Source organism: Streptomyces sp. B1I3, from assembly GCF_030816615.1.
Lineage (GTDB): Bacteria > Actinomycetota > Actinomycetes > Streptomycetales > Streptomycetaceae > Streptomyces.
Map to the genome: position 1 here is coordinate 6,764,380 of NZ_JAUSYD010000001.1, position 23,649 is coordinate 6,788,028.

The following is a 23,649-nucleotide window of genomic DNA, read 5'->3' on the forward strand; positions in this document are numbered from 1 at the left end:
AAACTCTCAGGTCGAGATGACAGATGGGGAGGCCGTCCGGGCAGCCACGCCGTGGTGCCCCTCGCAGGTCGTGACAGACCAGGAGGCCTCCATCATGACCCCCCGTCGCACTCCGCTCTCCCAGCTGGAGCAGGGCATCCCCTTCGAGCAGCGCCACATCGGGCCCGATGCCGGGGCCCAGGCCAAGATGCTCGCCCAGGTCGGCTACGGCTCCCTCGACGAGCTCACCGCCGCCGCGGTGCCCGACGTGATCAGGAGTGCCGAGGCGCTGAACCTCCCGGCCGCCCGCACCGAGGCCGAGGTCCTGGACGAGCTGAGGCGTCTGGCCGACCGCAACCAGGTGCTCGCCCCGATGATCGGTCTGGGGTACTACGGCACCTTCACCCCGCCGGTGATCCTGCGCAACGTCATGGAGAACCCGGCCTGGTACACGGCGTACACGCCGTACCAGCCGGAGATCTCGCAGGGGCGGCTCGAGGCCCTCCTGAACTTCCAGACGATGGTGGCCGACCTGACCGGCCTCCCCACCTCCGGCGCCTCCCTCCTGGACGAGTCCACGGCGGCCGCGGAGGCCATGGCCCTGGCGCGGCGTGTGGGCAAGGTCAAGGGCGGTGTCTTCCTGGTCGACGCGGACACCCTGCCGCAGACGGTCGCGGTGATCAAGACCCGCGCGGAGCCGACGGGCGTCGACGTGGTCGTCGCCGACCTGAGTGAGGGCCTTCCCGCCGACGTCGCCGAGCGCGGTGTGTTCGGCGTGCTTCTGCAGTACCCCGGCGCCTCCGGGGCCGTACGCGACATCAAGCCCGTCATCGACCGCGCCCACGAACTCGGCGCCGTCGTCACCGTCGCCGCCGATCTGCTGGCGCTGACCCTGCTCACCTCGCCCGGTGAGCTGGGTGCGGACATCGCCGTCGGCACCACCCAGCGCTTCGGCGTCCCGATGGGCTTCGGCGGTCCGCACGCCGGTTACATGGCGGTCCGCGAGAAGTTCGCCCGCAGCCTGCCCGGGCGCCTCGTCGGCGTCTCCGTCGACGTGGACGGCAACAAGGCCTACCGCCTGGCCCTGCAGACCCGCGAGCAGCACATCCGCCGCGAGAAGGCCACCAGCAACATCTGTACCGCGCAGGTTCTGCTCGCCGTCATGGCCGGCATGTACGCGGTCTACCACGGGCCCGAGGGCCTGCGGACGATCGCCCGGCGCACGCACCGGTTCGCCGCGATCCTGGCCCAGGGGCTGCGTGCCTCCGGCGCCGACGTCGTGCACGACACCTACTTCGACACCCTCACCGTCCGTGTTCCCGGCGGTGCGGCGGCCGTGGTGGCCGGCGCCCGGGAGCGCGGGGTGAACCTGCGGCTCGTGGACGCCGACCAGGTCTCCATCGCCTGCGACGAGACGACCACCCGTGCCCGGATCGCCGCCGTCTGGGCGGCTTTCGGCACCGACGGTGACGTCGAGGCACTGGACGCCGAGACGGCGGACGCCCTGCCCGAGAACCTGCTGCGCACCGATGCCGTCCTCACCCACCCGGTCTTCCACCAGCACCGCTCCGAGACGGCGATGCTGCGCTACCTGCGCAAGCTCGCCGACCGCGACTACGCGCTGGACCGGGGCATGATCCCGCTCGGCTCCTGCACGATGAAGCTCAACGCGACCGCCGAGATGGAGTCGATCACCTGGCCCGAATTCGGCGCGCTGCACCCGTTCGCGCCGGCCGAGCAGGCCCAGGGCTTCCTCACCCTGATCCGTGAGCTCGAGGAGCGGCTCGCCGAGGTCACCGGTTACGACGCCGTGTCCCTCCAGCCCAACGCGGGCTCACAGGGCGAATTCGCCGGTCTGCTGGCCGTGCGCGCCTACCACCGGGCCAACGGCGACGACCGACGCACCGTCTGCCTCATCCCGTCCTCGGCGCACGGCACCAACGCCGCCAGCGCCGTCATGGCCGGCATGAAGGTCGTCGTCGTCAAGACCGCCGACGACGGCGAGGTCGACATCGAGGACCTGCGCGCGAAGATCGAGAAGCACCGTGACGAGCTCGCCGTGCTCATGATCACCTACCCGTCCACGCACGGAGTCTTCGAGGAGCACGTCGCCGACATCTGCGGCGAGGTGCACGACGCGGGCGGCCAGGTGTACGTGGACGGCGCCAACCTCAACGCGCTGGTCGGTCTGGCCAAGCCCGGAAAGTTCGGGGGCGACGTCTCCCACCTCAACCTGCACAAGACCTTCTGCATCCCGCACGGGGGCGGCGGTCCGGGCGTCGGCCCGGTCGGCGTGCGCGCCCACCTCGCGCCGTACCTCCCGAACCACCCGCTGCAGCCCGCCGCGGGCCCCGAGACGGGTGTCGGCCCGATCTCGGCCGCCCCGTGGGGCTCGGCCGGCATCCTGCCCATCTCGTGGGCGTACGTCCGCCTGATGGGAGGCGAGGGCCTCAAGCGCGCGACGCAGGTGGCCGTGCTGGCGGCCAACTACATCGCCAAGCGTCTGGAGCCGCACTTCCCGATCCTGTACAACGGCCCTGCCGGACTGGTCGCCCACGAGTGCATCGTGGACCTGCGGCCGATCTCCAAGGCGACCGGCGTCAGCATCGACGACATCGCCAAGCGGCTGATCGACTACGGCTTCCACTCGCCCACCATGTCGTTCCCGGTGGCCGGGACGCTGATGATCGAGCCGACCGAGAGCGAGGACCTCGCGGAGCTCGACCGGTTCTGCGACACGATGATCGCCATTCGCGCGGAGATCGAGAAGGTCGCCTCCGGTGCCTGGAGCGCGGACGACAACCCGCTGCGCAACGCCCCGCACACCGCGGCGGCGCTCGGCGGTGAGTGGACGCACGCCTACAGCCGCGAGGAGGCTGTCTTCCCGGTCGGCGTCGCGCCGTCGGACAAGTACTGGCCGCCGGTGCGCCGCATCGACGGTGCGTTCGGCGACCGCAACCTGGTCTGCTCCTGCCCGCCCCTGGACGCGTACGACCAGTAGGGCGCGGAACAGCTCGCAGGACGCGGAGCACGCGTGGGGGCCGGTGCGGAGACCACTCCGGGCCGGCCCCGTTGCTTCTTCCGCCGGATCAGGCGGCCTTCACCACCTGACCGGTCCGCAGCGGCCTGTGCGGGGCGATGACCTGTCCGTCCGGGAGCAGCTCACCGGTGTCCTCGAAGAGCAGGACGCCGTTGCACAGCAGGCTCCAGCCCTGTTCCGGGTGGTGCGCCATGAGACGTGCGGCTTCCCGGTCGTTGGAGTCTGCGGTCGGGCATGGTGGCTGGTGCTGACACATGGATGGGTTCTTTCGCTGCGTTGAGTCGAGTGTCCTGCGGCGTGGCGATGCGTTCATGGTCGCCCCGTATCAAGTCGGTCCGGTCCCAGTGTTGCCCCACGGGCCTCGGTCCGCAGGGATTTCACGACAGCTCCCGTTCTCCTTCCATGACGCATCACCCGGCCGGGCGGTTCAAAGCAACCGCACTGCCTCTTCGGGTGGTTCGGGGTGGCCCGACCGGGCTAGTCCGGACGGGTAAGGACGGCGCCCCCGCCGTGGTGCTCGGCGGGGGCGCGTGAGGCAGGGGGATCAGGCGGGCGATCCCAGGAGGCCCGGGAGACCGGGAAGCTCAGGAGCGGGGGCCGGGGTGACGCGCAGGGTCATGACCGGAAGCAGGTCGGCGACCCGGTGCGGAAGGTGCGCGGTGATACCGGGGGGCGCGGGCGCCAGCGGCACCAGTACGTCGGCCGGATCGAGCGTGCCGCCGGCGGCGTCGGCCTCCGTGTCGTTGTGCAGCCACAGCGTGAGCATGTAGAGCTCCGGCACCGACAGCAGCCGCGGCTGGTAGTGCGTGGTCGCCGACTCCGCCTGCCGGACGGCGAGTTCGGTCGAGACGATGTAGGGGCCCTCGAAGAAGTGCGAGAAGGTCCAGCCGTCGGGGGTGATCATGGTGTCGGCGGCGGCCACGGCGCGGTCGCCGTTGCGGATCAGGAAGCGCCAGCCGGCGAGACGGGTGCGCGGCGCGGCCTCGTCGGGCACGATGCGGTCCAGTACGTGGACCGGGAGCGGAAGTTCGGGGCTCAGCGATCCCTGGACGGACCGGAGAGCCGGCGTGTGGGCCTCGCGGACTGCGGTGGGAGAACCGAGTGCCGCGAGAACGCTGCGCAATGCGGGCGCGGGGGCCGGGTAGACATGCAGCGGCATAGTGGGTCGCCTCTCACTTCGGAGACACGGTGATGCGTGGGCGGGTGCAGACGGCGCTGTCGGCGTGCGGGGCCAGAGGAAGGCCGGTGACGGGCGGACGGGCCGGTGCGTCAACTCTCTGCCTCGTGCGCAGAGTTTATACGACAAATGTTCACATGATGTTTCGGCTAGCCGTTCCGCATATTCCGCGCAAGACACATTCAGGCCCTCGAATTGCGGAGTTTCTGTTGGTTCGGCCCGTCTCGGACGTCCTCTGCCAGGTATTTCCCCGGCCGGGCGGTAGGCTGAAACCCGTCGATCATTACAGCCGGGACTCGACAGCGGTACCGCTTATGCCGCATGCCGAAGGAATGTGCCTCCGGCGTTCGTCGACAGACTACTGGGTAGATGTGACCCGCGGGGGCGTTACGGATCAGCTCCTCGGGGCATTATCGATCGTGATACGAGCGGCCTGTGCCGCGGGCCGCCCACTCGAGGAGGGACCCTTCGATGGGCGAGAAGGTCGTGGCGGGCGCCTTTGACCTGTCCGATCCGCAGACGTACCGCAAGAAGCTCACCCAGTGCCTGGAGGGACTGGAGAGGCTCCTGTCGGAGGGGAGGTTCGACCGGCCGAGAAACCTCATGGGCCTGGAGATCGAGCTGAATCTCGCGGGCTCGGACGGCATGCCGAGGATGCGGAATGCGGAGGTGCTCCGGCGCATCGCCAGCCGGGATTTCCAAACGGAACTGGGGATGTTCAACCTGGAAGTGAATATTCTTCCGCACCGGCTGAGCGGGCGGGTATTCGATCAGCTCGCCGAGGAGCTCCGGACGGGGCTCGCATATGCCCACCGCAAGGCGGCGGAAGTGGACGCGGGCATCATGATGATCGGTATCCTGCCGACGCTCGGCAGCGATGACGTGGTCTCGGCGAACCTCTCGGACGTGGACCGGTACACCCTGCTCAATGACCAAATGGCGGCAGCGCGTGGCGAGGATTTCCTCCTCGACATCGAAGGTGTGGAGCGACTGGTCCGTACCTCTGCCTCCATTGCGCCGGAATCGGCCTGCACCTCGGTGCAATTGCACCTCCAGGTGACGCCTGCCCGCTTCGCGGACGTGTGGAACGCGGCCCAGGCCATCGCACCGGTACAGATCGCCCTCGGGGCCAACTCCCCCTTCCTGTTCGGCAAGGAGCTGTGGCGCGAGTCGCGGCCCCCGCTGTTCCAGCAGGCCACCGACGTACGGCCGCCGGAACTCGCGAACCAGGGGGTGCGGCCCAGGACATGGTTCGGCGAGCGCTGGATCGACTCCGCGTACGAGCTCTTCGAGGAGAACGTGCGGTACTTCCCGCCCCTGCTGCCGATCTGTGACGACGAGGACCCGCTGCGGGTGCTCGACGAGGGGGGTGCGCCGACGCTCGCCGAACTCGTCCTGCACAACGGGACGGTCTACCGGTGGAACCGGCCGGTGTACGGGCTGTCCGGAGGCGTTCCCCACCTCAGGGTGGAGAACCGGGTGCTGCCCGCCGGGCCCACGGTCACGGACGTCATCGCGAACGCGGCGTTCTACTACGGCCTGGTGCGCGCGCTGGCCGACGAGTCCCGGCCCGTCTGGACCAGACTGCCCTTCGAGGCGGCCGCCGAGAACTTCGACACCGCCTGCCGCCACGGCATCGACGCCGAGCTGCTCTGGCCGCGGCCGGGCCGCTCAGGAGGCGTGGCGAAGGTGCCCGCCGTCAAGCTGGTGCGGGACGAGCTGCTGCCGCTCGCCGCCGCCGGGCTCGACGCATGGAACATCGAGCCCGCCGACCGGGACCTGTACCTCGGTGTCATCGAGGAGCGCTGCCGCCTCCGTGTGAACGGCGCCTCCTGGCAGGTCGACACGTACCACCGCGCCCTGGACGCCGGCCTCGAACGGGAGGGTGCGCTGGCCGCCACCACCCGGCGGTACGGCGAGCTGATGCAGGCGGGTGAGCCGGTGCACACCTGGCCGGTCGGTTTCCCCGCCCCCTGAGCGGGTCCTGCGGTCCGCTCCGGGCCCGCAGGACCGCCCGCCCCGTTCCCGGCCTCCCCGCGGGGAGGCCGGATGCCGGTGTCCCTGTGCTCTCGTGCCGTCGGGCAAGCTAAGACGCACGGCTGGAGGCAGGAGTACAGGTGGAGGCGGGACGCGTGGCTGAATCCATTCCCCACGAGGGGGTGTCCCGGCGGATCCTGCGCACGGAGATGCTCCTGGTGCTGGCCCTCTCGCTGGGGGCCAGTGGGGTGTCCGCCCTCATCAGTTTCATCGGCTCGCTGACGAAACCGGGGGGCCTGAAGGACCAGGCCGCGACTCTGAACGGCTCGTACGCCCCCGGACGGCCGTGGCTGGACCTCGCCTGGCAGCTGTTCGGCATCGCCACGGCCCTGGTGCCGGTGGCGCTGGTCGCCCACCTGCTCGTCCGGGAAGGAGCCGGGCTGCGGAGCCTGGGGGCCGACCGGAGCAGGCCATGGCCGGACCTCGGCCGTGGGGCCCTGGTCGCCGCGGGGATCGGAAGTGCGGGTCTGGCGTTCTATCTGGCGGCGCGGGCCGGCGGTTTCAACCTGACGGTGGTGCCGGAGTCCCTCCCCGAGGTGTGGTGGAAGTTCCCGGTACTGATCCTCTCCGCGCTGCAGAACGCCGTACTGGAGGAAGTGATCGTCGTCGGCTACCTGGTGCGGCGGCTGGGGCAGCTGGGATGGACCCCCATGGCGGCCCTGGTCGCCAGCTCCGTGCTCCGGGGCTCGTACCACCTGTACCAGGGGATCGGCGGCTTCATCGGAAACGTGGTCATGGGCGTCGTCTTCGTGCTGCTGTACCGGCGCTGGGGGCGCGTGGGACCGCTGATCGTCGCGCACGCCCTGCTCGACATCGGAGCTTTCGTCGGATACGCGTTGCTCGCGGGTGAAGTGAGCTGGCTGCCCACACCGTGAGGCGAGGGCAGGCTCCAGCCGCTCTCAGAGCCCGGGCAGCAGTTCCCCGTCCACGACCGTGACGGCGGATCCGGTCAGCAGCGTCCGGTCACCGCGGAGCGCGGTGCGGACCACGCCCGAGCGGGCGGAGGCCTGGAGGCCGGTGAGGTCGTCGCGGCCGAATCTGGCCGACCAGAAGGGTGCCAGGGCGGTGTGCGCGCTGCCGGTCACCGGGTCCTCGTCGATGCCGACGCGGGGGAAGAAGCCGCGCGACACGAAGTCGTAGCCGGCCCCGGGGTCCTCGGCGGCAGCCGTCGCAATGATGCCGCGCCGGGACCGGGCGGCGAGCCCGGCGAAGTCGGGCCGGAGCGCCCGGACGGTCGCCTCGTCCGCCAGTTCCACCAGCAGATCGCCGATGTGCTCTCCCGTGTCGTGGACGGAGAGCGGTCGCGCGCCGAGCGCCTCCGCCAGACCTGGCGGAGCGGAGGCCGGTGTCAGTGGTGCCGTCGGGAAGTCCAGCGTGATCGTGCCGTCGGGGTGGGCCGTGGTGCCCAGGACTCCGGCGCGCGTCGAGAAGCGCACCGTGCCGCTCGCCGTCCCCGTGGTGTGCAGGACGTGTGCGGTGGCGAGTGTGGCGTGCCCGCAGAGATCCACCTCGGTGGCCGGGGTGAACCAGCGCAGGGCCCAGTCGGCGTCGCCGCCGGGCGGCAGCGGGTGGGCGAACGCGGTCTCGGAGAGGTTGACCTCCGAGGCGATCCGCTGGAGCCGGCCGGCCTCGGGGAAGGGGCCCGCATCCAGGAGCAGGACTCCGGCGGGATTGCCGGCGAAGGGCCGGTCGGTGAACGCGTCGACGATACGGATCCTCATACGGGCGACCGTAGGCGGCGTGATGCCGCACGGTCCAAGGCCAATCGCGGGTCGGCGGCACCTTCTGGCCGCGTGTCGCGGACGGCTGGGGCGCTCGGGTTCGCCGCCTGGCGCAGTGGCCTTCGACCTGCTCTTCCGGAGCATCGGGGGCCGGTTCGGCTCTGACCTGTGCCAGCGAAGCTGGACCGCGTGCCACTGAAGGTGGACCGACGGCAGTTTGCGACAGCGAGGATGGACCGCCGCAGTTGAGAGGTCTCCTGGCACGCTGGTGACATGAACGGCTTCCAAGATCAAGAGCTGATTGATTCGCTCGTCGCTGCGGACTCGTCCTCATGGAGCGTCAGGGCCGCTGCAGGACGCCGGCTGGCGGCGGCACCTCGGCTCGGGGCCGTCGCCGATGTCCTTCACCGCCTCTTGCTCGACGTTCAAGACACCGCAGTGACCTCGGAGACAGCCGTGGCCCTGTTGGCACGTGGGGACCTGGCCGGTCTGCGCGCCGTACTTGCAGCCCGAGCCGACGCGACCGACCAGGGAACTGCTGACCAGCTCGGCGCGGAGTTGGACGGTGACCCGCGCTGGATGACCGGTGACGGCTTGGCGGAACTCATCCGGCAACTTCAGGCGCTGGCGGCGGATGCGGATCCAGGAGTCCGTGACGAGGCCCAACGGCGACTTTCGCTCCTACGCCAGGACGACTGACCTGCGGCGGTCCATCTTCACTGTCACAAACTGCCGTCGGTCCACCTTCAGTGGCACGCGGTCCAGGTTCGCCGGCACAGAACGGGCTCCTCCTGGGGGGAGATTGCCAGTCGATAGTCGGCGATATATCGTTGACGTATCGCGACACTGCGGCGATGGAACATGACAGGGATCGAACCGACAGAAGGAGCGCGGTCATGCGTGCACATGGACACGAACACGGGCACGGGCCCTGCGGACCCGGACATCACGGCAGGGGCGACTTCGAAGGCAGGCGCGCCGCGTTCGGGCCGTTCGGCCCGCCCTTCGGCGGCGGACCCTTCGGTGGTGGACGCGGCAGGGGTGGCGGCAGGGGAAGGGCGAGGCGCGGCGACGTGCGCGCCTCCATCCTGGCGCTGCTCAAGGACGGCTCGATGCACGGCTACGAGATGATCCAGGAGATCGGCGAGCGCAGCGGCGGAGCCTGGCGGCCCAGTCCCGGCTCGGTGTACCCCACCCTCCAGCTCCTCGAGGACGAAGGGCTGATCGTCAGCGCCAGCGAAGGGGGCAAGAAGCTGTTCACCCTCACCGACCTGGGGCGCACCGAGGCGGAGTCCGGTCCCGAAGCGCCGTGGGAGGAGGCCGGGCGTGGAGCCGACTGGGAAGGCGTCAACGAGATCCGGCAGGCCGGCTTCGCCCTGATGGAGGCGTTCGGGCAGGTCTGGAAGACGGGCTCGGCCGGCCAGCGGCAGAAGGCGCTCACCGTGATCAACGACGCCCGCAAGAAGCTGTACCTGATCCTGGCCGACGAGCACTGAGGCGTGCGGTACGAACGGCGACCGGATGGAGGCCCCGCGGCCTGGCCGTGGGGCCTCTGCTCTGCTCGTCGCTCTGCTCGCCGTGGCGAGATCTCATCCGCAGGGATGAGGAACTGGGCCGGTGCACACCTCCGGTGGGATGCGCGGATGGGTCGTACCGGGGACGTTTTCGCGCTCCGGTAATGATGGGGTGAGACATGTGCACAACCGGACACCAGTGAAACCCGAACATGCCCCACCGTCCTACGCCGAGACCGGTGCCGGGCTCACCGCCGAGATGACGGCTGTGACCACCGGCGCGCGCAGGCGGGCGGTGCGCGACGGCGACCGGCACGTCGATACGGCCCACCTCCTGCACTCCCTCATCGAGGTCGATCCCGCCGTGCGCGAGGCCTTCGGGGGCGGACCACGGCTGGCCAGGGTCCTGGGTTACCTCGTGCAGCGCAGCATCGGCTACGGGCTCCGCTGGCACGGGACGCAGGAGGACTCGGGTGCGTTCCGGGTGGTGCGCGGAACGGGTGCCGAAGGGTGGTCGCCGTCCGCGGCGGCCGCGGTCGACCGTGCGGTCCGGGGCGCCGCTCTGCGCGGCGAGGACCACGCCGGGGGGCTGGATCTCCTGACCGCGCTGGTCGCCGACCCGCGGTGCCGTGCCGTCGAAGTGCTGGAGCGGGCGGGCGTCGACACGGCATGGCTCGCCGGCCGTGCCGCCGACCAGCGGTCCGGGGCACGCTCGTGACGCGTTCGCAGGCACATCCCTGTCAGGCGTGACAGGGGTGACGCTGCTGACGTCGGCTGTCATGATGTGCCGATGCACGCGTCTCACGGCAGAAGCACGGGTCTGGGCCTCGCCCTTGCCTCGGCCTTCGCATTCGGTGGTTCAGGGGTGGCGGCCAAGCCGCTGATCGAGGCCGGGCTCGACCCGCTGCACGTGGTGTGGCTACGCGTGACGGGTGCCGCCCTCGTCATGCTTCCGGTCGCCTGGCGGCACCGGCACCTGGTACGCGAACGGCCCGCGCTCCTGGCGGGCTTCGGGCTCTTCGCCGTGGCGGGCGTGCAGGCCTGCTACTTCGCGGCGATCTCCCGTATCCCGGTCGGCGTCGCTCTGCTCGTCGAATATCTGGCGCCCGCCCTGGTCCTCGGCTGGGTGCGGTTCGTCCAGCGCAGGCCCGTCACCCGGGCCGCCGCGCTCGGCGTGGTCCTGGCCGTCTGCGGACTGGCGTGCGTCGTCGAGGTGTGGGCGGGCCTGTCGTTCGACGCGGTCGGGTTGCTGCTGGCACTCGGCGCGGCGTGCTGCCAGGTGGGCTACTTCGTCCTGTCGGACACCGGCAGCGGGAACGCCGGGAGTACGGGCGCCGGGAGCGAGACCCCCGCGAAGGGCGGGCCGCCCCATCCGTTCGGCGTGATCGCGTACGGGTTGCTGGTGGGTGCGGCTGTCCTCACCGTGGTGGCCAGGCCGTGGGGCATGGACCTGTCGGTCCTCGCGGGGAGCGCCGACATGGGCGGGCACGACGTCCCCGCCTGGCTGCTGCTCGGCTGGATCGTCCTGCTCGCGACCGTGCTCGCCTACGTCACGGGCGTGGTGTCGGTGAGACTGCTCTCGCCACAGGTCGCGGGGGTCGTCGCCTGTCTGGAGGCGGTCATCGCCACCGTGCTCGCCTGGGTGCTCCTCGGTGAACACCTCTCGGCGCCCCAACTGGTGGGCGGAGGCGTGGTGCTGATCGGGGCGTTCATCGCCCAGTCGGCCACGCCCAAGCCCCCGTCGGGCCCCGTGGCGTCCGGGCCGGGCGGCTCGGAACCGGCCGGTGCCCGCGGATCCGCCGACGCGGAGGGTGAGTTGTCCGGGCACCCGGCCTCGCCGTAGGCTGCCGGGCATGCACCTCACCGTACTTCCGCCGCCTGCCGCCTAGCGCGCGGCGGCATCTCCTGACGAAGACCGGGCTCGGGCACGTCCCGAGCGGTCGGTCGCTGCCCGCGTGCGGAGCCGAGCGACCACCCTTCCCTCTTCTTCCGGAGCATCCACGTGTCCCACCCTGTTTCCGGCCTGTCCATCGGGCGGAGCCTGCTGTATCTCGTTGTCGCCGGTATCGCCTGGGGGACGGCGGGGGCAGCCGCCTCCCTGATCTTCCGGGTCAGTGATCTCGGCCCTCTCGCCCTGTCGTTCTGGCGCTGTGCCGGCGGTCTCGTCCTGCTGGCAGGGGCTCTCGTCCTGCGGCCCCGCCGCCCTGGGGGCGCCCGTGAGTCCCGCCGTCGGCGTCTGGTGCGCGTCCTGGGGACCAGCATCGGTCTCACCGTGTTCCAGAGCGCCTACTTCTCGGCGGTCGAGGCGACCGGTCTGGCGGTCGGGACCGTCGTCACCCTCGGCGCCGGGCCCGTCCTCATCGCCGTCGGCGCGCGGCTGACGATGGGGGAGCGGATCGGCCGCGGCGGGATCGCCGCCGTGGCCGGTGCCCTCACCGGGCTCACGGTGCTGGTGCTCGGCGGAGAGACGGCCGAGGTCAGGCCCGCGGGGGTGCTGCTGGCCCTGCTCTCCGCGGCCGGGTACGCGGCGATCACCCTGCTCACCCGCCGGCTGGGCCGTGACGGTGCGGCAGGCGATGCCCTCGCGACCAGCGCGTGGGCCTTCGGGATCGGCGCCATCGCACTGCTGCCCCTGGCGGCGGCCGAAGGGCTCGTGCCGCACACGGCCGCGCCGGGTCAGGTGCTGTGGCTGCTGCTCTACGTGGCGGCGGTGCCGACCGCCCTCGCCTACGCGCTGTACTTCACAGGTGCCGCGGCGGTCCGGTCGGCGACCGTCTCCGTGATCATGCTCCTGGAGCCGGTGAGCGCCGCGGTCATCGCGGTGACCGTTCTGCGGGAGCGGCTCACGGCTGCGACGGTCGTGGGCACGCTGCTCCTGCTCACGGCCGTGGCCGGCCTGGCCTTCGCCGAGACGCGCCGGGCGGCTGCGGCCCGGCGGCTCCGGGCCACCGTACCCGCCTGACCCACGGGCCGGCCCGTGGGTCCCCGCCCTGGGCCGGCCCGCTCCGGCGGGTCAGAGCCCGGCCAGGTAGTCCGGCACCGGAACGCCGGGGTCCAGGTCGTCGGACGGCAGCGGCGCGGAGTATCCGTGGGTCAGCGGCACCACGCCCGCCCAGTACGGCAGCGAGAGGTCATCCGGCTCGTCGTTCGGGCCGCCGGTACGGATCTTGGCGGAGACCTCGTCGAGATCCAGCCGGATGACCGCCGTCGCGGCGAGTTCCTTCGCGTCGGCCGGTCGCGAGTCCCGGGACCTGCCGGGAACGACCTGGTCGACGATGGCGTCGAGCGCGACGCGCCGTTCCTCCGGGTCGGTCACGGTGCGGGCGACGCCGTGGACGACGACGGAGCGGTAGTTGATCGAATGGTGGAAGGCGGAACGGGCGAGCACGAGACCGTCGACGTGCGTGACCGTCAGGCAGACCGCGAGGCCCGGATCCGCCTGCCCCACCGTGCGCAGCGGCCGGGAACCGGTCGAGCCGTGCACGTACAGCCGCTCGCCGACCCTGCCGAAGAGCGTCGGGAGCACCACGGGCGCGCCGTCCCGGAGGAACCCCAGGTGGCAGAGGTATGCCTCGTCGAGGATCGCGTGGACCACCTCGCGGTCGTACGAGGCACGCTGCTTGGACCGGCTCGGGACCGTGCGGTCGGTCGGCCGGTAGGCGGTGGTGCTGCCCTGGGCGGCGCTGCCGGGGTCGGTGGTGTCCGGGCCGGCGCTTTCGGTCGCGGTGGTGTCCGGGCCGGCGCTTTCGGTCGCGGTGGTGTCCGGCATTGCGTCCTCCATTGCACTAGTGCATAATGCTCTTTGTGCTAGAAGAGTATCGGATCAGTGGGCGCCGCGCATCGGACATTGCCGCGAGCGTCGAACGCGGAGTCGGTTCGGGAGACCTGCCGCCCGGTCATGTACTGCCGCCCATGCGGGAGTTGGCGACTCGGCTCGGCGTCAACCCGAACACGGTGGCAGCCGCGTACCGAACCCTCCGCGAGCGCGGGGTGATCGAAACCGCAGGACGCAGGGGGAGCCGGGTGCGGTCGCGTCCGGCGAACACGGCCCGCGGATCCCTGCGCATCGAGGCGCCGCCGGGCGGGCGCGACCTCGGGCAGGGAAACCCTGATCCGGCCCTGCTCCCCGATCTGCGCGAGGCGCTGGCCGCCGCCGCGGATGCCCACGGCCGGCAGCCGGGCCTGTACGGCGACGCCCCGGTGATTCCCGAGCTGGCGGCCTTCGCGCGGGCCGCCATGGATGCCGACGGCGTGCCGGCCGGGCCGGTGGCGGTCGCCTCCGGATCCCTCGACGCGATCGAGCGGGTGCTGTCGGCCCACCTCAGACCGGGCGACGCCGTCGCCGTCGAGGACCCCGGGTGGGGCGCGCTCCTGGATCTCATCCCCGCGATGGGGCTGCGGGCCGTGCCGGTGGCGATGGACGAGGAAGGGCCGCTTCCCGGCGAAGTGGAACGGGCCTTGCGGGCGGGGGCCGGTGCGCTGGTGATCACGGACCGGGCGCAGAATCCGACCGGTGCCGCAATCGGGGACGAGCGGGCGAGGTCGCTGCGATCCGTCCTCGTGGAACACCCCGGTGTGCTCCTGATCGAGGACGACCACGGTCACGCCATCGTCGACCTTCCGCTGCACCCCCTCGCGGGCACCACGGAGCACTGGGCGTTCGTGCGCTCGGTGGCCAAGGCGTACGGACCGGACCTGAGACTCGCCGTGCTCACGGGGGACGCGTCCACCGTGGGCCGGGTGACGGGGCGGCAGGAGCTGGGGCCCGGCTGGGTCAGCGGGATCCTGCAGCGGGCCGTCGTGCACCTGTGGACGGCGGGGGCCGTCGACACGGCGGCGATCGCCCGGTCCTACGGGGAGCGCCGGGACGCGCTCGTACGCGCGCTGGGCGAACGGGGAGTTGCTGCCTACGGGCGAAGCGGGATGAATGTATGGGTGCCCGTGAGCGACGAGACGGGGGTCGTGGCCAGGCTGCTGCGGGCGGGCTGGGCGGTCGCCCCCGGTGCCCGCTTCCGGATGGCCTCACCGCCCGGGGTGCGTCTGACCGTGTCCTCGCTCGCCGCCGCCGACATCGCGCCGCTGGCGGACGCGATGGCGGCCGCGGCCGGTCCGGTCCGCCCCGTCAGTCACGGGTGAACGGCCGACGGCCGGCGACCCTGCGGGACGTGCCGGCCGAGGTGCGGGTCCGGCTCTGCGTGAGAGCGGCTCCCGCCAGGACCACCAGGGCTCCCACCGGGGTGTTCCAGGTCAGCCGCTCGCCGAGCACGGCCACCCCGGCGGCCGTGGCGATGACAGGGATGAAGTAGGTGACCATCTGTGCCGTCGTCGGGCCCACCTCCTCGACGAGGCCGTACTGGAGGAGGACCGCGAGCCCCGTGCCGAGCGCTCCGAGTGTGAACACCGCGAGCGTCGGGAGCAACGGGAAGCGATCGGGTGCAGACGTGAACAGGGGCGTGACGAGGGCGAGTTGCAGCGTCGCGACGAACAGCTGGCTGCCGGTCAGCGCGAGTGCCGACGAACCGGAGCCCGCCAGCGTGCGACGCACGTAGATCCAGCCGACCGGATAGCTGAGGGAGGCCAGCAGGGCCATCGCCGTGCCGGTGAAGTCCAGCCCGGAGAAGCCCTGCCACACGCCCAGCACGGTCAGGACGCCGATGAAGCCCAGCCCGAGCCCGGCGACGCGGCGGCGGGTCGGCCGGTCCTCGGAGAGCGCGACGAGCGAGAGGGCCATGCCCCACAGCGGGGACGTCGCGTTACAGATCCCCGCCAGCGTGGACGGGATGGTCAGTTCGGCGTACGCGAACAGCGAGAACGGCAGGGCGTTCAGGAGGAACGCGGCGACGAAGAGGTGTCCCCAGGTCCGGCCGGAGCGTGGCAGCCGCTCGCGGCGTACGGCCATGGCGGCGGCCAGGACCGCCGTACCGGACAGCAACCGGCCGAAGGTGACCTGGAAGGGGGCGTATCCGTCGGTGCCGACCTTGATGAGCAGGAAGCTGAATCCCCAGATGAGCGACAGCGCCACGAAGCGGAGGCGCCAGTCCGTGGAGCGGCGCGGGGCCGGGCCGGAGTCCGTGGCCACGGGGGTGTCGGAGGGGTGCACGGTTCTCGGTGCGGAGGGGGCGCTCATGGGACAACAATGGCGATCCGCACCGCGTAGAACAAGCGAGAATGTGTCGCTCCCTTCGCGTAGCATCGCTTACATGTTGAACCTGGAGCGACTGCGCACGCTGGATGCCCTCGCCAGGCACGGGTCGGTGAGCGGTGCTGCCGACGGCCTTCATGTCACGACATCGGCCGTCTCCCAGCAGATGGCCAAGCTGGAGCGCGAGGTGGGGCAGCAGCTCCTCGCCAAGAACGGCCGGGGCGTCAGGCTCACCGACGCGGGCCGGCTCCTCGCGGACCATGCCGCACGCATCCTGTCCCAGGTCGAGATCGCGCAGTCCGACATCGAGGCGCAGCGCGGCCAGGTGGTGGGCGAGGTCAGGCTCGCCGCCTTCCCGACAGCCGCCCGCGGGCTCTTCCCGGTCGCCCTCGCCACCCTGCGCGCGGGCCACCCCGACCTCGCACTGCGCACGACCGAACTGGAGCCGGAGGACGGTATGCGAGCGGTGCTGCGCGGGGACGTCGATCTGGCGGTGGTACTCGACTGGAGCAACAAGCGGCTACCCGTCCCGGGCGGGCTCGCCAGGGCCGAACTGCTCGACGACGTACCGGACGTCGCTATGCCGGCCTGCCACCCCCTCGCGGACCGCACCGAGGTCGACCTCGCGGACTTCGCCGACGACGACTGGGTGTCCTGGCCGGCGGGTGAGTTCTGTCACGAGTGGCTGACGTCCACCCTCCGGTCCGAGGGCATCGAGCCCCGCATCGCCCACCTCGCGGCCGAACACCACACACAACTCGCCCTGATCGCAGCCGGTTTCGGTGTCTGCGTGGCCCCACGCCTGGGGCGTGGACCGGTGCCGGACGGCGTGCGGCTGGTGCCCGTACGGCAGTTGATGCGGCGGCACATCTACGCGGTCTGGCGCACGGACGCGGACCGCAGGCCGTCGATCCGGGCAGCTGTGGGAGCACTGCGCGAAGCGGGAAGGGCGCTGGACGGTCCCGTCCCGCAGAAGGGCTGACGCCCTCGCCGCCGTACGGACCCCGAGCCGGGGCCTCGGCGTGGCCCCGTCGGTCAGGCGAGTGTGATGGAATCACCGGCCACCTGGATGGAGACCGCGGGCAGCGGTTGTGTCGCGGGGCCGCCGGTGACCTCGCCGGTCGTGGCGTCGAACGTACTGCCGTGACAGGGGCAGTTGATGGCGTTGTCGGCGACCCCCTTCACCGCGCAGCCCTGGTGGGTGCACTTCGACGAGAACGCCTTGAACTCCCCGGCCTTCGGTTGCGTCACCACGACACCCTGGTCACCGAAGACCACTCCGCCTCCCTCGGGGATGTCCGCCGTCCTCGTGAGCACCGCGCCCCCGGCTGCCGGCTGGACGGCTTGCGCGCCGTCCGAGTCCTTCGAGCCGCCGCACGCGGTGAGAGCGGCGGCGACTCCCGCCGCACCGACGGCTGCGACGACGGTGCGGCGCCCGAAGCGGACCTGGCCCTCCTGCGATGCGCTCATGTCGGCTATCCCTTCGTCGGAGTACGAGACGTCGGAGTTCGAGACGTCGGAGGTGATTACGCGCGAGAGGTCCCGCGTGTTCAGTACCCCGCACGCCGAGACCCGCCGGCCTCGTGCGAGGCCGGCGGGCAGGGGGTGTGTCGGGGTCAGGAGGTCGAGCAGGAGACCGTGGGCCAGGTCCAGGTGCCGTTGGTCTGGATGGTGACGCCGAAGTTGTTGCCGCTGCCGTTGGGTTTGGCGGTCATGACCTGTGGGCTGGGGTAGGTGGCGGTGGTGTTCCAGGTCGAGAGGATCTTCTCGGGCGAGGGGACGTTCATGGTGACGGTCCAGTTGCTGGAGCCGGAGACCGCGACGTTGAGGTTGTAGCGGTCGCTCCACTTGTCGCCGGCGGACAGGGTGGCGGTGCAGCCACCGGTTCCGCCGCCACCGCCACCGCCGGTGCCACCACCGTCGGGTGCCACGGCACGGCCGGTCTGCGGTGAGATCATGCCGGCGCACAGGCCCCGGGAGGCCAGCCCTTGGGCGATACGCGCGGGATCGCGGCGAGGGTGTTGGCCGGCCAGTCGTGCATGAGGATGATCTGGCCGTTGGTGAGCCGGGCGTTGGCCTGCACGATCGCGTCGGTGCTCGCACCGTTCCAGTCCTGCGAGTCCACGTCCCAGATGATCTGGGTGAGACCGTACTTGGCCGTGACCCCCTGCAGCGTCGCGTTGGTCTCGCCGTACGGAGGACGGAACAGCTTGGGTGTGCCGCCACCGGCGTTGGCGATGGCCTGCTGGGTCCGGGAGACCTCCGAGTCCATCTGCGACTGGCTCTGCTGGATCAGGTGGGGGTGGGTGTAGCTGTGGTTGCCGACCCACATGCCCGCGTCGACCTGGGCCCGGACCTGCGACGGATTGGAGGCGGCGTACTGGCCCTCGTTGAACATCGTGGCCCGCAGCCCGTTCTGCTTGAGCGCGTTGAGCAGGGCCTGCGTGCTGCTGGACGGGCCGTCGTCGAAGGTGAGGCCGACGTACCCGTTGCAGGCGGCGGCCTCGGCAGGGGTGTCGTTCACGGCGACGGTGCCGGTCACGGCCAGTGCGGCGGCAGCGAGTCCGGTGAGCAGGGAGCGTACCGGCAGATATGGCGTGGTTCGCATGCGGTGGGTCCTCCTCGTGCTGGGGGGCGACGGCGGGTGGGGGGTGTGGGGCGGCGACTGCGGGCGGTCGCCGCCCCACGGGTGTGTGTCCGTGTGGGGGTCAGGAGGCTGAGCAGGAGACCGTGGGCCAGGTCCAGGTGCCGTTGGTCTGGATGGTGACGCCGAAGTTGTTGCCGCTGCCGTTGGGTTTGGCGGTCATGACCTGTGAGCTGGGGTAGGTGGCGGTGGTGTTCCAGGTCGAGAGGATCTTCTCGGGCGAGGGGACGTTCATGGTGACGGTCCAGTTGCTGGCGCCGGAGACCGCGACGTTGAGGTTGTAGCGGTCGCTCCACTTGTCGCCGGCGGACAGGGTGGCGGTGCAGCCACCGGTTCCGCCACCACCACCGCCACCGCCGGTGCCACCGTCGCCGCCACCGCCGGAGGAACTGCCCAGCGTGATGTTGGAGCTACCGCTGCTCTGGTAGCCCTCCGTGGCCATGATCATGTAGTTGAACGTGCCCAGGTTCATGCCGTGTTGTGCCCACGCGTCGAAGTGGTTGCCGGTGGTGATGGTGCCGCCGGTCCTCTTGGACTGCCGGACGCTCCAGAACTGCTTGAACGTCTTCGTTCCCTCGATGGAGGGGGCGTTGGTGCGCGTCGTCTCGTAGATGTCGTACGTACCGCCGTCGCTGCTGACGGTGCCCTTGAACGTGCCCGTGGGCCGGTAGGTGCCCCAGTTGTCGACGATGTAGTACTCCACGAGCGGGTTCGTCGACCACCCGTAGAGCGTCAGGTACGCGTTGCCCGACGGGTTGAAGCTGCCCGAGTAGGTCACGCTCCGGCGCCCGCCGGTGCTCCAGCCCTTGCCGGCGACGAAGTTCCCGGTGTTGCTCCACGAGGTGCCGTAGGTGCCACCGGATCCCAGGTTCATCGAGACCGATCCCGGACTGTCGGTCCAGAACGAGTAGTAGTACCCGTTGTTGGTGCCGGTCTGGTTGGAGTTGACGACCGTGTCGGCGCTCGCGGCGCCGGGCAGGCCGATCACTGCCAGGGTGGCCATCGCCATGGCGAAGGCGCTTCGGACCAGCAGCCTGAGGCGGCCGACCGTTCTGAGGCGGCCGGCCGTTCTGAAGCGGTCGGGCGTGCGACTGGCCGGATGTGCGGGTGCATCGTTCATGTGCGTGCTTCCTCCTTGTCCTCGCGACGGTGCGGCCGGGCGGTGTGACGCGGCTTGGTGAGGCTTCTTCCGGAAGGGCGATGGCGGCGCCTGCGCGTCGGTGTCGCGCACCCGGCCGAACCGGGCCGTTCGCCGTGCGCGCGGCGAACGGCCGGAATGCCGGGTCATGGTGGGCCCGGATCGACAGTGGCTGATGTCTGTCGACGGCGAACAGTGTTGAACCGGCCTCATCGACTGTCAATAGTTTCGGCGTCAGTTACGAAAGAGTCGATGGTGGAGTAATTCGAGCTGTGCAGTGTATGTGCTGGTCAGTTGCACTGTGGGGGTGGCGGTGGTGGATGCATTCGCGAGTCCGTCGAGTAATCCGATCCATCGACATAGTTGAGATCTCGAAACTTTCGAGATTTCTTGGGTCGTTGCGAAAAGTGGTTGCCGGTCGGCGGGACCGTGAGGGCCGACCTGTCGCGCACGGAGGGTGATGGGAGTGCCGTGCACTGTCCGCTCCGGCCGTACCGCCCGCGCCGAGACCCGAACCGGGGTGCGCCCCACTCCTGGCCGCTCCATGGCGACGGTCGTGCCCTTGCCGGTCGGGCGGGGAGGTGGTCTCGTGATCGGGTGCGGTCGCCCCGGCCCCCTCGACGGAGCGGTGGTCTTCCCCTCATCATGAGTGTCATGTCCACTACATGGCGAACAGGTGTCGCCCTGGCCCTCACCGCTGCCTTCACCCTGATCCCCGCGGGGACCTCGCAGGCGGACCCGACCGTTCCTGAGCACGCGGTCATCGTCTGCGACAGTGCGAGTTTCTACGCGAACTACGACAGCTCCTCCGGTCCGGCCGGCCTCAAGCGGATCCTGTCGCGCGGCGACAAGGTCGGACACACCCGCGGCGCTCATCCGGTCTACAACGGCTGGGCTGCCACCTTCGACTTCGGCCCGAACGACTGGGGCTTCGTCAGGCAGGAATGCCTGGGCGGCTACGGATCCTGGTGATCCGCATGCGGTCACGACGGAAGGGACGAGACATGACCCCGACGAGCAAGCTCGCAGCCCTGGCTCTGGCCACCGCTGCCGTCCTGATGACGGCGAACCCCGCGGGCGCGGCCGACGGCACCGTGGGACAGCGCGAAACCGTCTGCGCCCAGGACCTGGCCGTACGGGTCACCGCTCCCCACGGAGCGTGGATGGGCACCTTGTACCGCGGGCAGACCTTCCTCGTCGAAGAGGGCGGCGGGGACTGGGTCTACGGCTTCGCCTACGGAGACATCAACCGCAGGGGGTGGGTGCAGAACGGCTGGTTCTGCTGACGACGGCTCTCAGGTGGTGCCACGCCCTGGGAACCTGACAGCCCGCGACGACGCGGGGTCGGCGCACGGGCATCCGTCGGGACGTGCGGCTGATGCCGCATGCCCGACCGGATGCCGGCTCCCGTCCGGTGGGAGGTGGACCTTCACCGGCGGTCGGACCGGGGCGTCGCCGGTCGGCGAAGGGGCCGCGCACGGACGCAGGACCATGAGCGAGCCTTCCGGGGCCGCCACCATGGCGAAGGGGAACCGGTCGAGTTCGAGACAGAGGGCGACGTCATCAGGATGGACTCCTCGACGCACGCCCTGCGCCAGCTCGGCGGCGGCGCGCGACTCGGCGGCGCGGCGGAGGAACCCGGCAGCATCCGTCCCGGGCCCGGCGGCTCTGCGGGCGATGTACTGAGCGCACGCCAGATCCTCATCGGCGTGCCCGTCTTCGCCGGTGACCACGAACGTCACGTCGTCATGCTTGCGTGTCCGCAAGAGCCGAGCCGTCGCCTCCGCCACCACGAAGCCGGCGCACAGCACCAGCGACGCCTCCTTGACCGCGAGCGCGCCGACCGTCCCCGCCGTGGTCTTCTGCACGACGGTCCGTCCGCCAAGGTCCATGGCCCGCAGCAGCCCCGGCGAGTTGACGGCGTCGAACCCGGGGGCGGGCGGACCGTCCTTGATCGTCATCCAATCCGGGTGGCGCGCCTTGAGTGTCAGGGCTTCGTCCAGCGACTCGGAAAGAACGATCCTTTCCGCGCCCCGGCCAAAGGCCCAGGCGGCCACCGTGAAGGCACGCATGACGTCGACCACGACCGCATCTCCACGGAGCCATGCCGTACAGCCTGGCGAAATGCTCACAGAAGTCACCGCGACCCGGTATGTCACCCCCCTGCGGGAATGTGGATCGCTGCCCGGGATCGTCGAGGCCGACGACCTCGGCACGTACGTCGTGAAGTTGTCCACCTGGCGGCGCTGATCTGCGGATTCGTTTCGGGGAGTGTCACTGGAGCCGGAACTCGGCTATGGAGCCGCAGTCTCAGCGAAACGCGGCGACGTTGCGGGCGGCCCAGTCGGCGAAGGGGCGTGGGGCGCGGCCGAGGACCCGCTGGACGTCCGGGCTGACACGCAGTTCGGCCGGGCTCGGGGAGCCGAGGATGTCCAGGGTGTCGTCGGCGAGCTCCGCCGGCATGCTCTGGGTCATGGCGGCCTTGGCCTCGTCGCGGGTGAGCTCGTGGAACCTCACCGGCGAGCCCAGGGCTGCGGCGATGGCCTCGGCCTGCCGGCGCGGAGAGACCACCTGAGGGCCGGTCAGCTCGTAGACGCCGCCGGTGTGCCGGTCGTCCAGCAGGCAGGCTGCCGCGACCGCGGCGATGTCCGCCGGGTCGATGATCGGTACCCCGACGTCGCCGAAGGGCGCGGCGACGACCTGTTGCGTCCGGACGGACTCGGCCCACCACAGGGCATTGGAGGCGAAGCCGCCCGGCCGCAGGATGGCCCACTCCAGGCCGGACTCCCGCAGCATGTCCTCCAGCGCGCGCATCGCGATCCGCGTTCGGCCGGAGGGCCTGGTCACCACGCCCTGTGTGGAGAGCAGGACGACCCGGCGGACCCCGCCGGCCGCAGCTTCGCCGATGATGTCGGCAGGGTTGGCTCCTGTGGCGTGCAGGTCGCCGGACAGCAACAGGAACAGCGCCTTCGCCCCGGCCAGCGCGGGCTTGAGGCTGGTCGGCTCGGCCAGGTCGGCGACCACGTGGCGCACACCGTTGGGCACCGCCGCCGTGTGCCGTGACACCGCCGTCACCTGCTGGCCCGCCTCGGCCAGTACCTGCGTCAACGGCCGGCCGATATTCCCGGTGGCCCCGGTCACAACAATCATGTTCAGCTCCTCGTCACATGCGCTCTGTGGCCTGGACGTTAGGAGCAGGGACTAACTCTTGGTAAGGACGTACCCAGAGGTAAGCTCATGACGTGACGGGAAGCGTGCAGGACAGCCAGGGCGAGGCGGGGGTGCGGTATGACGTGTTTCACACCGACTGCCCCGCGCGCGACGTGGTCGACCATGTGACGAGCAGGTGGGGCGTCTGGGTGCTGATCTCCTTGCGGAGCAACAGCCTCCGGTTCTACGAGCTGCGCGAGAGCATCCAGGGCATCAGCGAGAAGATGCTTGCTCAGACGCTGCGGGCGCTGGTCCAGGACGGCCTGGTCTGGCGGGAGGTCGAGCCGACGACGCCGCCGCAGGTCACCTACGGGCTGACCGAGTTCGGCCGGGACGTCGGCGAGCCGTTGACGGAGATCTTCGACCGGATCACACGGCGACTGTCGCCGCAGAGCACGGGCTAGCGTGGTGCCGGCTGGTGCACATGCGCGACGCGATGGCGACCGACGTTTCCGGCCCTGTGCTCCCGAAGCTGCCATGAGGTGACAAGTCGCTTTCCGGGGTCGACCGATTGAGGCGGGATCGCCTCTCGGGACGGATGACAGGACGTCGGGGATGGGTATGACCTCGGCCTGTGGGCCATGGCCGAATGCGACCTCGAGACCCACGGCTTCGAGCGCGCCGACCGGGGTTGCCCCGGACCGGAACCGGTCCGGGGCAACCCGGAGCGCCGACAGCGCAATCCCTCCGACGACCCTCGCTGGCACGACGCCTGCTCGGACCGTATTGAGTGGACCGTGGAACGGGACAAGAACCACCCGAGCGTCATCCTGTGGTCGCTCGGCGTCCGGCCGGGTTGAGGTCCGGCTGCCCGGCCGCGTGTTCGCCGTCCGGGCAACGATGCCGGAGCGCTTACGGATGCCGGAGCGCTTACGTACGCCTCGATCATGCTGGAAGCCGGAGAGCCGGTTGTGACCTCGGCGCGTGGCTCGGGCGCTCCTCGCCCGTGATCACCCTCGGTTACTATGCTCACTTCGTGCCGGAGGCCGGCAGCAAGGGGCGGGGCACCGTCGACGGACTGCTCGGGGAGCGGGGAGAGCGGCACGC

At 70.8% G+C, this 23,649-nt stretch carries 23 protein-coding genes and 2 pseudogenes; 15 read left to right on the forward strand and 10 right to left on the reverse strand.

Translation table 11 applies throughout. The features are described 5' to 3' along the window. Positions 1-94 precede the first annotated feature (94 nt). A complete protein-coding gene (gcvP, locus tag QFZ58_RS30730) occupies positions 95-2,980 on the forward strand; it encodes an aminomethyl-transferring glycine dehydrogenase (protein ID WP_307128130.1) in 2,886 nt (961 codons plus the stop codon). 88 nt (positions 2,981-3,068) lie between these two features. On the opposite strand, the gene QFZ58_RS30735 is transcribed toward gcvP, so the two are convergent. Further along, the gene (locus QFZ58_RS30735; RefSeq protein WP_307128131.1) at positions 3,069-3,275 is read right to left on the reverse strand and encodes a DUF5999 family protein; all 207 of its coding nucleotides are present in this window, start codon (positions 3,273-3,275) and stop codon (positions 3,069-3,071) included. 288 nt (positions 3,276-3,563) lie between these two features. Then, entirely contained in the window at positions 3,564-4,178 is a 615-nt protein-coding gene (locus QFZ58_RS30740) for a hypothetical protein (protein WP_307128132.1), read from the reverse strand. A gap of 489 nt (positions 4,179-4,667) precedes the next feature. Between QFZ58_RS30740 and QFZ58_RS30745 the strand changes: the two genes are divergently transcribed. Further along, positions 4,668-6,173: a glutamate-cysteine ligase family protein gene (locus QFZ58_RS30745; protein WP_307128133.1), complete on the forward strand. Its 1,506-nt coding sequence runs from the start codon at positions 4,668-4,670 to the stop codon at positions 6,171-6,173. 155 nt (positions 6,174-6,328) lie between these two features. Then, entirely contained in the window at positions 6,329-7,108 is a 780-nt protein-coding gene (locus QFZ58_RS30750) for a CPBP family intramembrane glutamic endopeptidase (RefSeq protein WP_307128134.1), read from the forward strand. 24 nt (positions 7,109-7,132) lie between these two features. On the opposite strand, the gene QFZ58_RS30755 is transcribed toward QFZ58_RS30750, so the two are convergent. Continuing rightward, the gene (locus QFZ58_RS30755; protein ID WP_307128135.1) at positions 7,133-7,954 is read right to left on the reverse strand and encodes a PhzF family phenazine biosynthesis protein; all 822 of its coding nucleotides are present in this window, start codon (positions 7,952-7,954) and stop codon (positions 7,133-7,135) included. A 273-nt stretch (positions 7,955-8,227) separates the two neighbouring features. On the opposite strand from QFZ58_RS30755, the gene QFZ58_RS30760 reads away from it, so the two are divergent. The 5 genes from QFZ58_RS30760 (at position 8,228) to QFZ58_RS30780 (ending at position 12,430) form a co-directional block, all read left to right on the forward strand. Then, positions 8,228-8,653 carry a hypothetical protein gene (locus tag QFZ58_RS30760; RefSeq protein ID WP_307128136.1) on the forward strand — a complete coding sequence of 142 codons (426 nt, stop codon included), beginning with the start codon at positions 8,228-8,230 and terminating at the stop codon, positions 8,651-8,653. Between the two features lie 197 nt (positions 8,654-8,850). Then, positions 8,851-9,450: a PadR family transcriptional regulator gene (locus tag QFZ58_RS30765; RefSeq protein WP_307128137.1), complete on the forward strand. Its 600-nt coding sequence runs from the start codon at positions 8,851-8,853 to the stop codon at positions 9,448-9,450. A 199-nt stretch (positions 9,451-9,649) separates the two neighbouring features. Further along, the gene (locus QFZ58_RS30770; protein WP_373428613.1) at positions 9,650-10,186 is read left to right on the forward strand and encodes a Clp protease N-terminal domain-containing protein; all 537 of its coding nucleotides are present in this window, start codon (positions 9,650-9,652) and stop codon (positions 10,184-10,186) included. Positions 10,187-10,258: 72 nt separating this feature from the next. Continuing rightward, positions 10,259-11,311 (forward strand): DMT family transporter, encoded by a 1,053-nt coding sequence (locus QFZ58_RS30775; RefSeq protein ID WP_307128138.1) that lies wholly within the window; start codon positions 10,259-10,261, stop codon positions 11,309-11,311. A 159-nt stretch (positions 11,312-11,470) separates the two neighbouring features. Next, the gene (locus QFZ58_RS30780; RefSeq protein ID WP_307128139.1) at positions 11,471-12,430 is read left to right on the forward strand and encodes a DMT family transporter; all 960 of its coding nucleotides are present in this window, start codon (positions 11,471-11,473) and stop codon (positions 12,428-12,430) included. Between the two features lie 51 nt (positions 12,431-12,481). Here QFZ58_RS30780 and QFZ58_RS30785 read toward each other — a convergent pair whose 3' ends face one another. Next, positions 12,482-13,237 carry a pyridoxamine 5'-phosphate oxidase family protein gene (locus tag QFZ58_RS30785; protein ID WP_307128140.1) on the reverse strand — a complete coding sequence of 252 codons (756 nt, stop codon included), beginning with the start codon at positions 13,235-13,237 and terminating at the stop codon, positions 12,482-12,484. Positions 13,238-13,272: 35 nt separating this feature from the next. On the opposite strand from QFZ58_RS30785, the gene QFZ58_RS30790 reads away from it, so the two are divergent. Next, positions 13,273-14,604 carry an aminotransferase class I/II-fold pyridoxal phosphate-dependent enzyme gene (locus tag QFZ58_RS30790; RefSeq protein ID WP_307128141.1) on the forward strand — a complete coding sequence of 444 codons (1,332 nt, stop codon included), beginning with the start codon at positions 13,273-13,275 and terminating at the stop codon, positions 14,602-14,604. Here QFZ58_RS30790 and QFZ58_RS30795 read toward each other — a convergent pair. Next, positions 14,591-15,595, reverse strand: a complete 1,005-nt coding sequence (locus tag QFZ58_RS30795; RefSeq protein ID WP_307128142.1) for a DMT family transporter — start codon at positions 15,593-15,595, stop codon at positions 14,591-14,593. The two genes, QFZ58_RS30790 and QFZ58_RS30795, sit on opposite strands and share 14 nt — an antisense overlap. Positions 15,596-15,668: 73 nt before the next feature. Here QFZ58_RS30795 and QFZ58_RS30800 point away from each other — a divergent pair, with 73 nt between their 5' ends. Further along, a complete protein-coding gene (locus QFZ58_RS30800) occupies positions 15,669-16,592 on the forward strand; it encodes a LysR family transcriptional regulator (protein ID WP_307128143.1) in 924 nt (307 codons plus the stop codon). A 53-nt stretch (positions 16,593-16,645) separates the two neighbouring features. On the opposite strand, the gene QFZ58_RS30805 is transcribed toward QFZ58_RS30800, so the two are convergent. The 3 genes and pseudogenes from QFZ58_RS30805 to QFZ58_RS30815 form a co-directional block, all read right to left on the reverse strand. Then, positions 16,646-17,080, reverse strand: coding sequence for a Rieske (2Fe-2S) protein (locus tag QFZ58_RS30805; RefSeq protein WP_307128144.1), 435 nt, complete (start codon positions 17,078-17,080; stop codon positions 16,646-16,648). Between the two features lie 146 nt (positions 17,081-17,226). Then, a pseudogene (locus QFZ58_RS30810) lies at positions 17,227-18,218 on the reverse strand (polysaccharide deacetylase family protein). Positions 18,219-18,318: 100 nt separating this feature from the next. After that, the gene (locus QFZ58_RS30815; RefSeq protein WP_373428680.1) at positions 18,319-19,257 is read right to left on the reverse strand and encodes a glycoside hydrolase family 11 protein; all 939 of its coding nucleotides are present in this window, start codon (positions 19,255-19,257) and stop codon (positions 18,319-18,321) included. 789 nt (positions 19,258-20,046) lie between these two features. On the opposite strand from QFZ58_RS30815, the gene QFZ58_RS30820 reads away from it, so the two are divergent. Next, positions 20,047-20,364: a hypothetical protein gene (locus QFZ58_RS30820; protein ID WP_307128145.1), complete on the forward strand. Its 318-nt coding sequence runs from the start codon at positions 20,047-20,049 to the stop codon at positions 20,362-20,364. A 32-nt stretch (positions 20,365-20,396) separates the two neighbouring features. Next, the gene (locus tag QFZ58_RS30825) at positions 20,397-20,678 is read left to right on the forward strand and encodes a hypothetical protein (RefSeq protein ID WP_307128146.1); all 282 of its coding nucleotides are present in this window, start codon (positions 20,397-20,399) and stop codon (positions 20,676-20,678) included. Positions 20,679-20,849: 171 nt separating this feature from the next. Here QFZ58_RS30825 and QFZ58_RS30830 read toward each other — a convergent pair. Next, positions 20,850-21,533, reverse strand: a pseudogene (locus QFZ58_RS30830) (2-phosphosulfolactate phosphatase); the annotation flags it as partial. Here QFZ58_RS30830 and QFZ58_RS30835 point away from each other — a divergent pair. Beyond that, on the forward strand, positions 21,517-21,642 hold the full coding sequence (locus tag QFZ58_RS30835) for a hypothetical protein (protein WP_307129104.1): 126 nt from the start codon (positions 21,517-21,519) through the stop codon (positions 21,640-21,642). The pseudogene QFZ58_RS30830 and the gene QFZ58_RS30835 sit on opposite strands and share 17 nt — an antisense overlap. A 60-nt stretch (positions 21,643-21,702) precedes the next feature. On the opposite strand, the gene QFZ58_RS30840 is transcribed toward QFZ58_RS30835, so the two are convergent. Further along, positions 21,703-22,542: an SDR family oxidoreductase gene (locus QFZ58_RS30840; RefSeq protein ID WP_307128147.1), complete on the reverse strand. Its 840-nt coding sequence runs from the start codon at positions 22,540-22,542 to the stop codon at positions 21,703-21,705. Between the two features lie 92 nt (positions 22,543-22,634). On the opposite strand from QFZ58_RS30840, the gene QFZ58_RS30845 reads away from it, so the two are divergent. Both QFZ58_RS30845 and QFZ58_RS30850 read left to right on the forward strand, forming a co-directional pair. Beyond that, positions 22,635-23,006, forward strand: coding sequence for a helix-turn-helix domain-containing protein (locus QFZ58_RS30845; protein ID WP_307128148.1), 372 nt, complete (start codon positions 22,635-22,637; stop codon positions 23,004-23,006). A gap of 168 nt (positions 23,007-23,174) precedes the next feature. Next, positions 23,175-23,402, forward strand: coding sequence for a glycoside hydrolase family 2 TIM barrel-domain containing protein (locus tag QFZ58_RS30850; protein WP_307129053.1), 228 nt, complete (start codon positions 23,175-23,177; stop codon positions 23,400-23,402). Positions 23,403-23,649 lie beyond the last annotated feature (247 nt).

Bases quoted from the DNA above. Each gene is read 5' to 3' on its own strand.
- gcvP (WP_307128130.1), top strand. From the start codon at position 95: ATGACCCCCCGTCGCACTCCGCTCTCCCAGCTGGAGCAGGGCATCCCC.
- QFZ58_RS30735 (WP_307128131.1), bottom strand. From the start codon at position 3,275: ATGTGTCAGCACCAGCCACCATGCCCGACCGCAGACTCCAACGACCGG.
- QFZ58_RS30740 (WP_307128132.1), bottom strand. From the start codon at position 4,178: ATGCCGCTGCATGTCTACCCGGCCCCCGCGCCCGCATTGCGCAGCGTT.
- QFZ58_RS30745 (WP_307128133.1), top strand. From the start codon at position 4,668: ATGGGCGAGAAGGTCGTGGCGGGCGCCTTTGACCTGTCCGATCCGCAG.
- QFZ58_RS30755 (WP_307128135.1), bottom strand. From the start codon at position 7,954: ATGAGGATCCGTATCGTCGACGCGTTCACCGACCGGCCCTTCGCCGGC.
- QFZ58_RS30760 (WP_307128136.1), top strand. From the start codon at position 8,228: ATGAACGGCTTCCAAGATCAAGAGCTGATTGATTCGCTCGTCGCTGCG.
- QFZ58_RS30765 (WP_307128137.1), top strand. From the start codon at position 8,851: ATGCGTGCACATGGACACGAACACGGGCACGGGCCCTGCGGACCCGGA.
- QFZ58_RS30775 (WP_307128138.1), top strand. From the start codon at position 10,259: ATGCACGCGTCTCACGGCAGAAGCACGGGTCTGGGCCTCGCCCTTGCC.
- QFZ58_RS30785 (WP_307128140.1), bottom strand. From the start codon at position 13,237: ATGCCGGACACCACCGCGACCGAAAGCGCCGGCCCGGACACCACCGCG.
- QFZ58_RS30795 (WP_307128142.1), bottom strand. From the start codon at position 15,595: ATGAGCGCCCCCTCCGCACCGAGAACCGTGCACCCCTCCGACACCCCC.
- QFZ58_RS30800 (WP_307128143.1), top strand. From the start codon at position 15,669: ATGTTGAACCTGGAGCGACTGCGCACGCTGGATGCCCTCGCCAGGCAC.
- QFZ58_RS30805 (WP_307128144.1), bottom strand. From the start codon at position 17,080: ATGAGCGCATCGCAGGAGGGCCAGGTCCGCTTCGGGCGCCGCACCGTC.
- QFZ58_RS30815 (WP_373428680.1), bottom strand. From the start codon at position 19,257: ATGGCCACCCTGGCAGTGATCGGCCTGCCCGGCGCCGCGAGCGCCGAC.
- QFZ58_RS30820 (WP_307128145.1), top strand. From the start codon at position 20,047: ATGTCCACTACATGGCGAACAGGTGTCGCCCTGGCCCTCACCGCTGCC.
- QFZ58_RS30825 (WP_307128146.1), top strand. From the start codon at position 20,397: ATGACCCCGACGAGCAAGCTCGCAGCCCTGGCTCTGGCCACCGCTGCC.
- QFZ58_RS30835 (WP_307129104.1), top strand. From the start codon at position 21,517: ATGCTCACAGAAGTCACCGCGACCCGGTATGTCACCCCCCTGCGGGAA.
- QFZ58_RS30840 (WP_307128147.1), bottom strand. From the start codon at position 22,542: ATGATTGTTGTGACCGGGGCCACCGGGAATATCGGCCGGCCGTTGACG.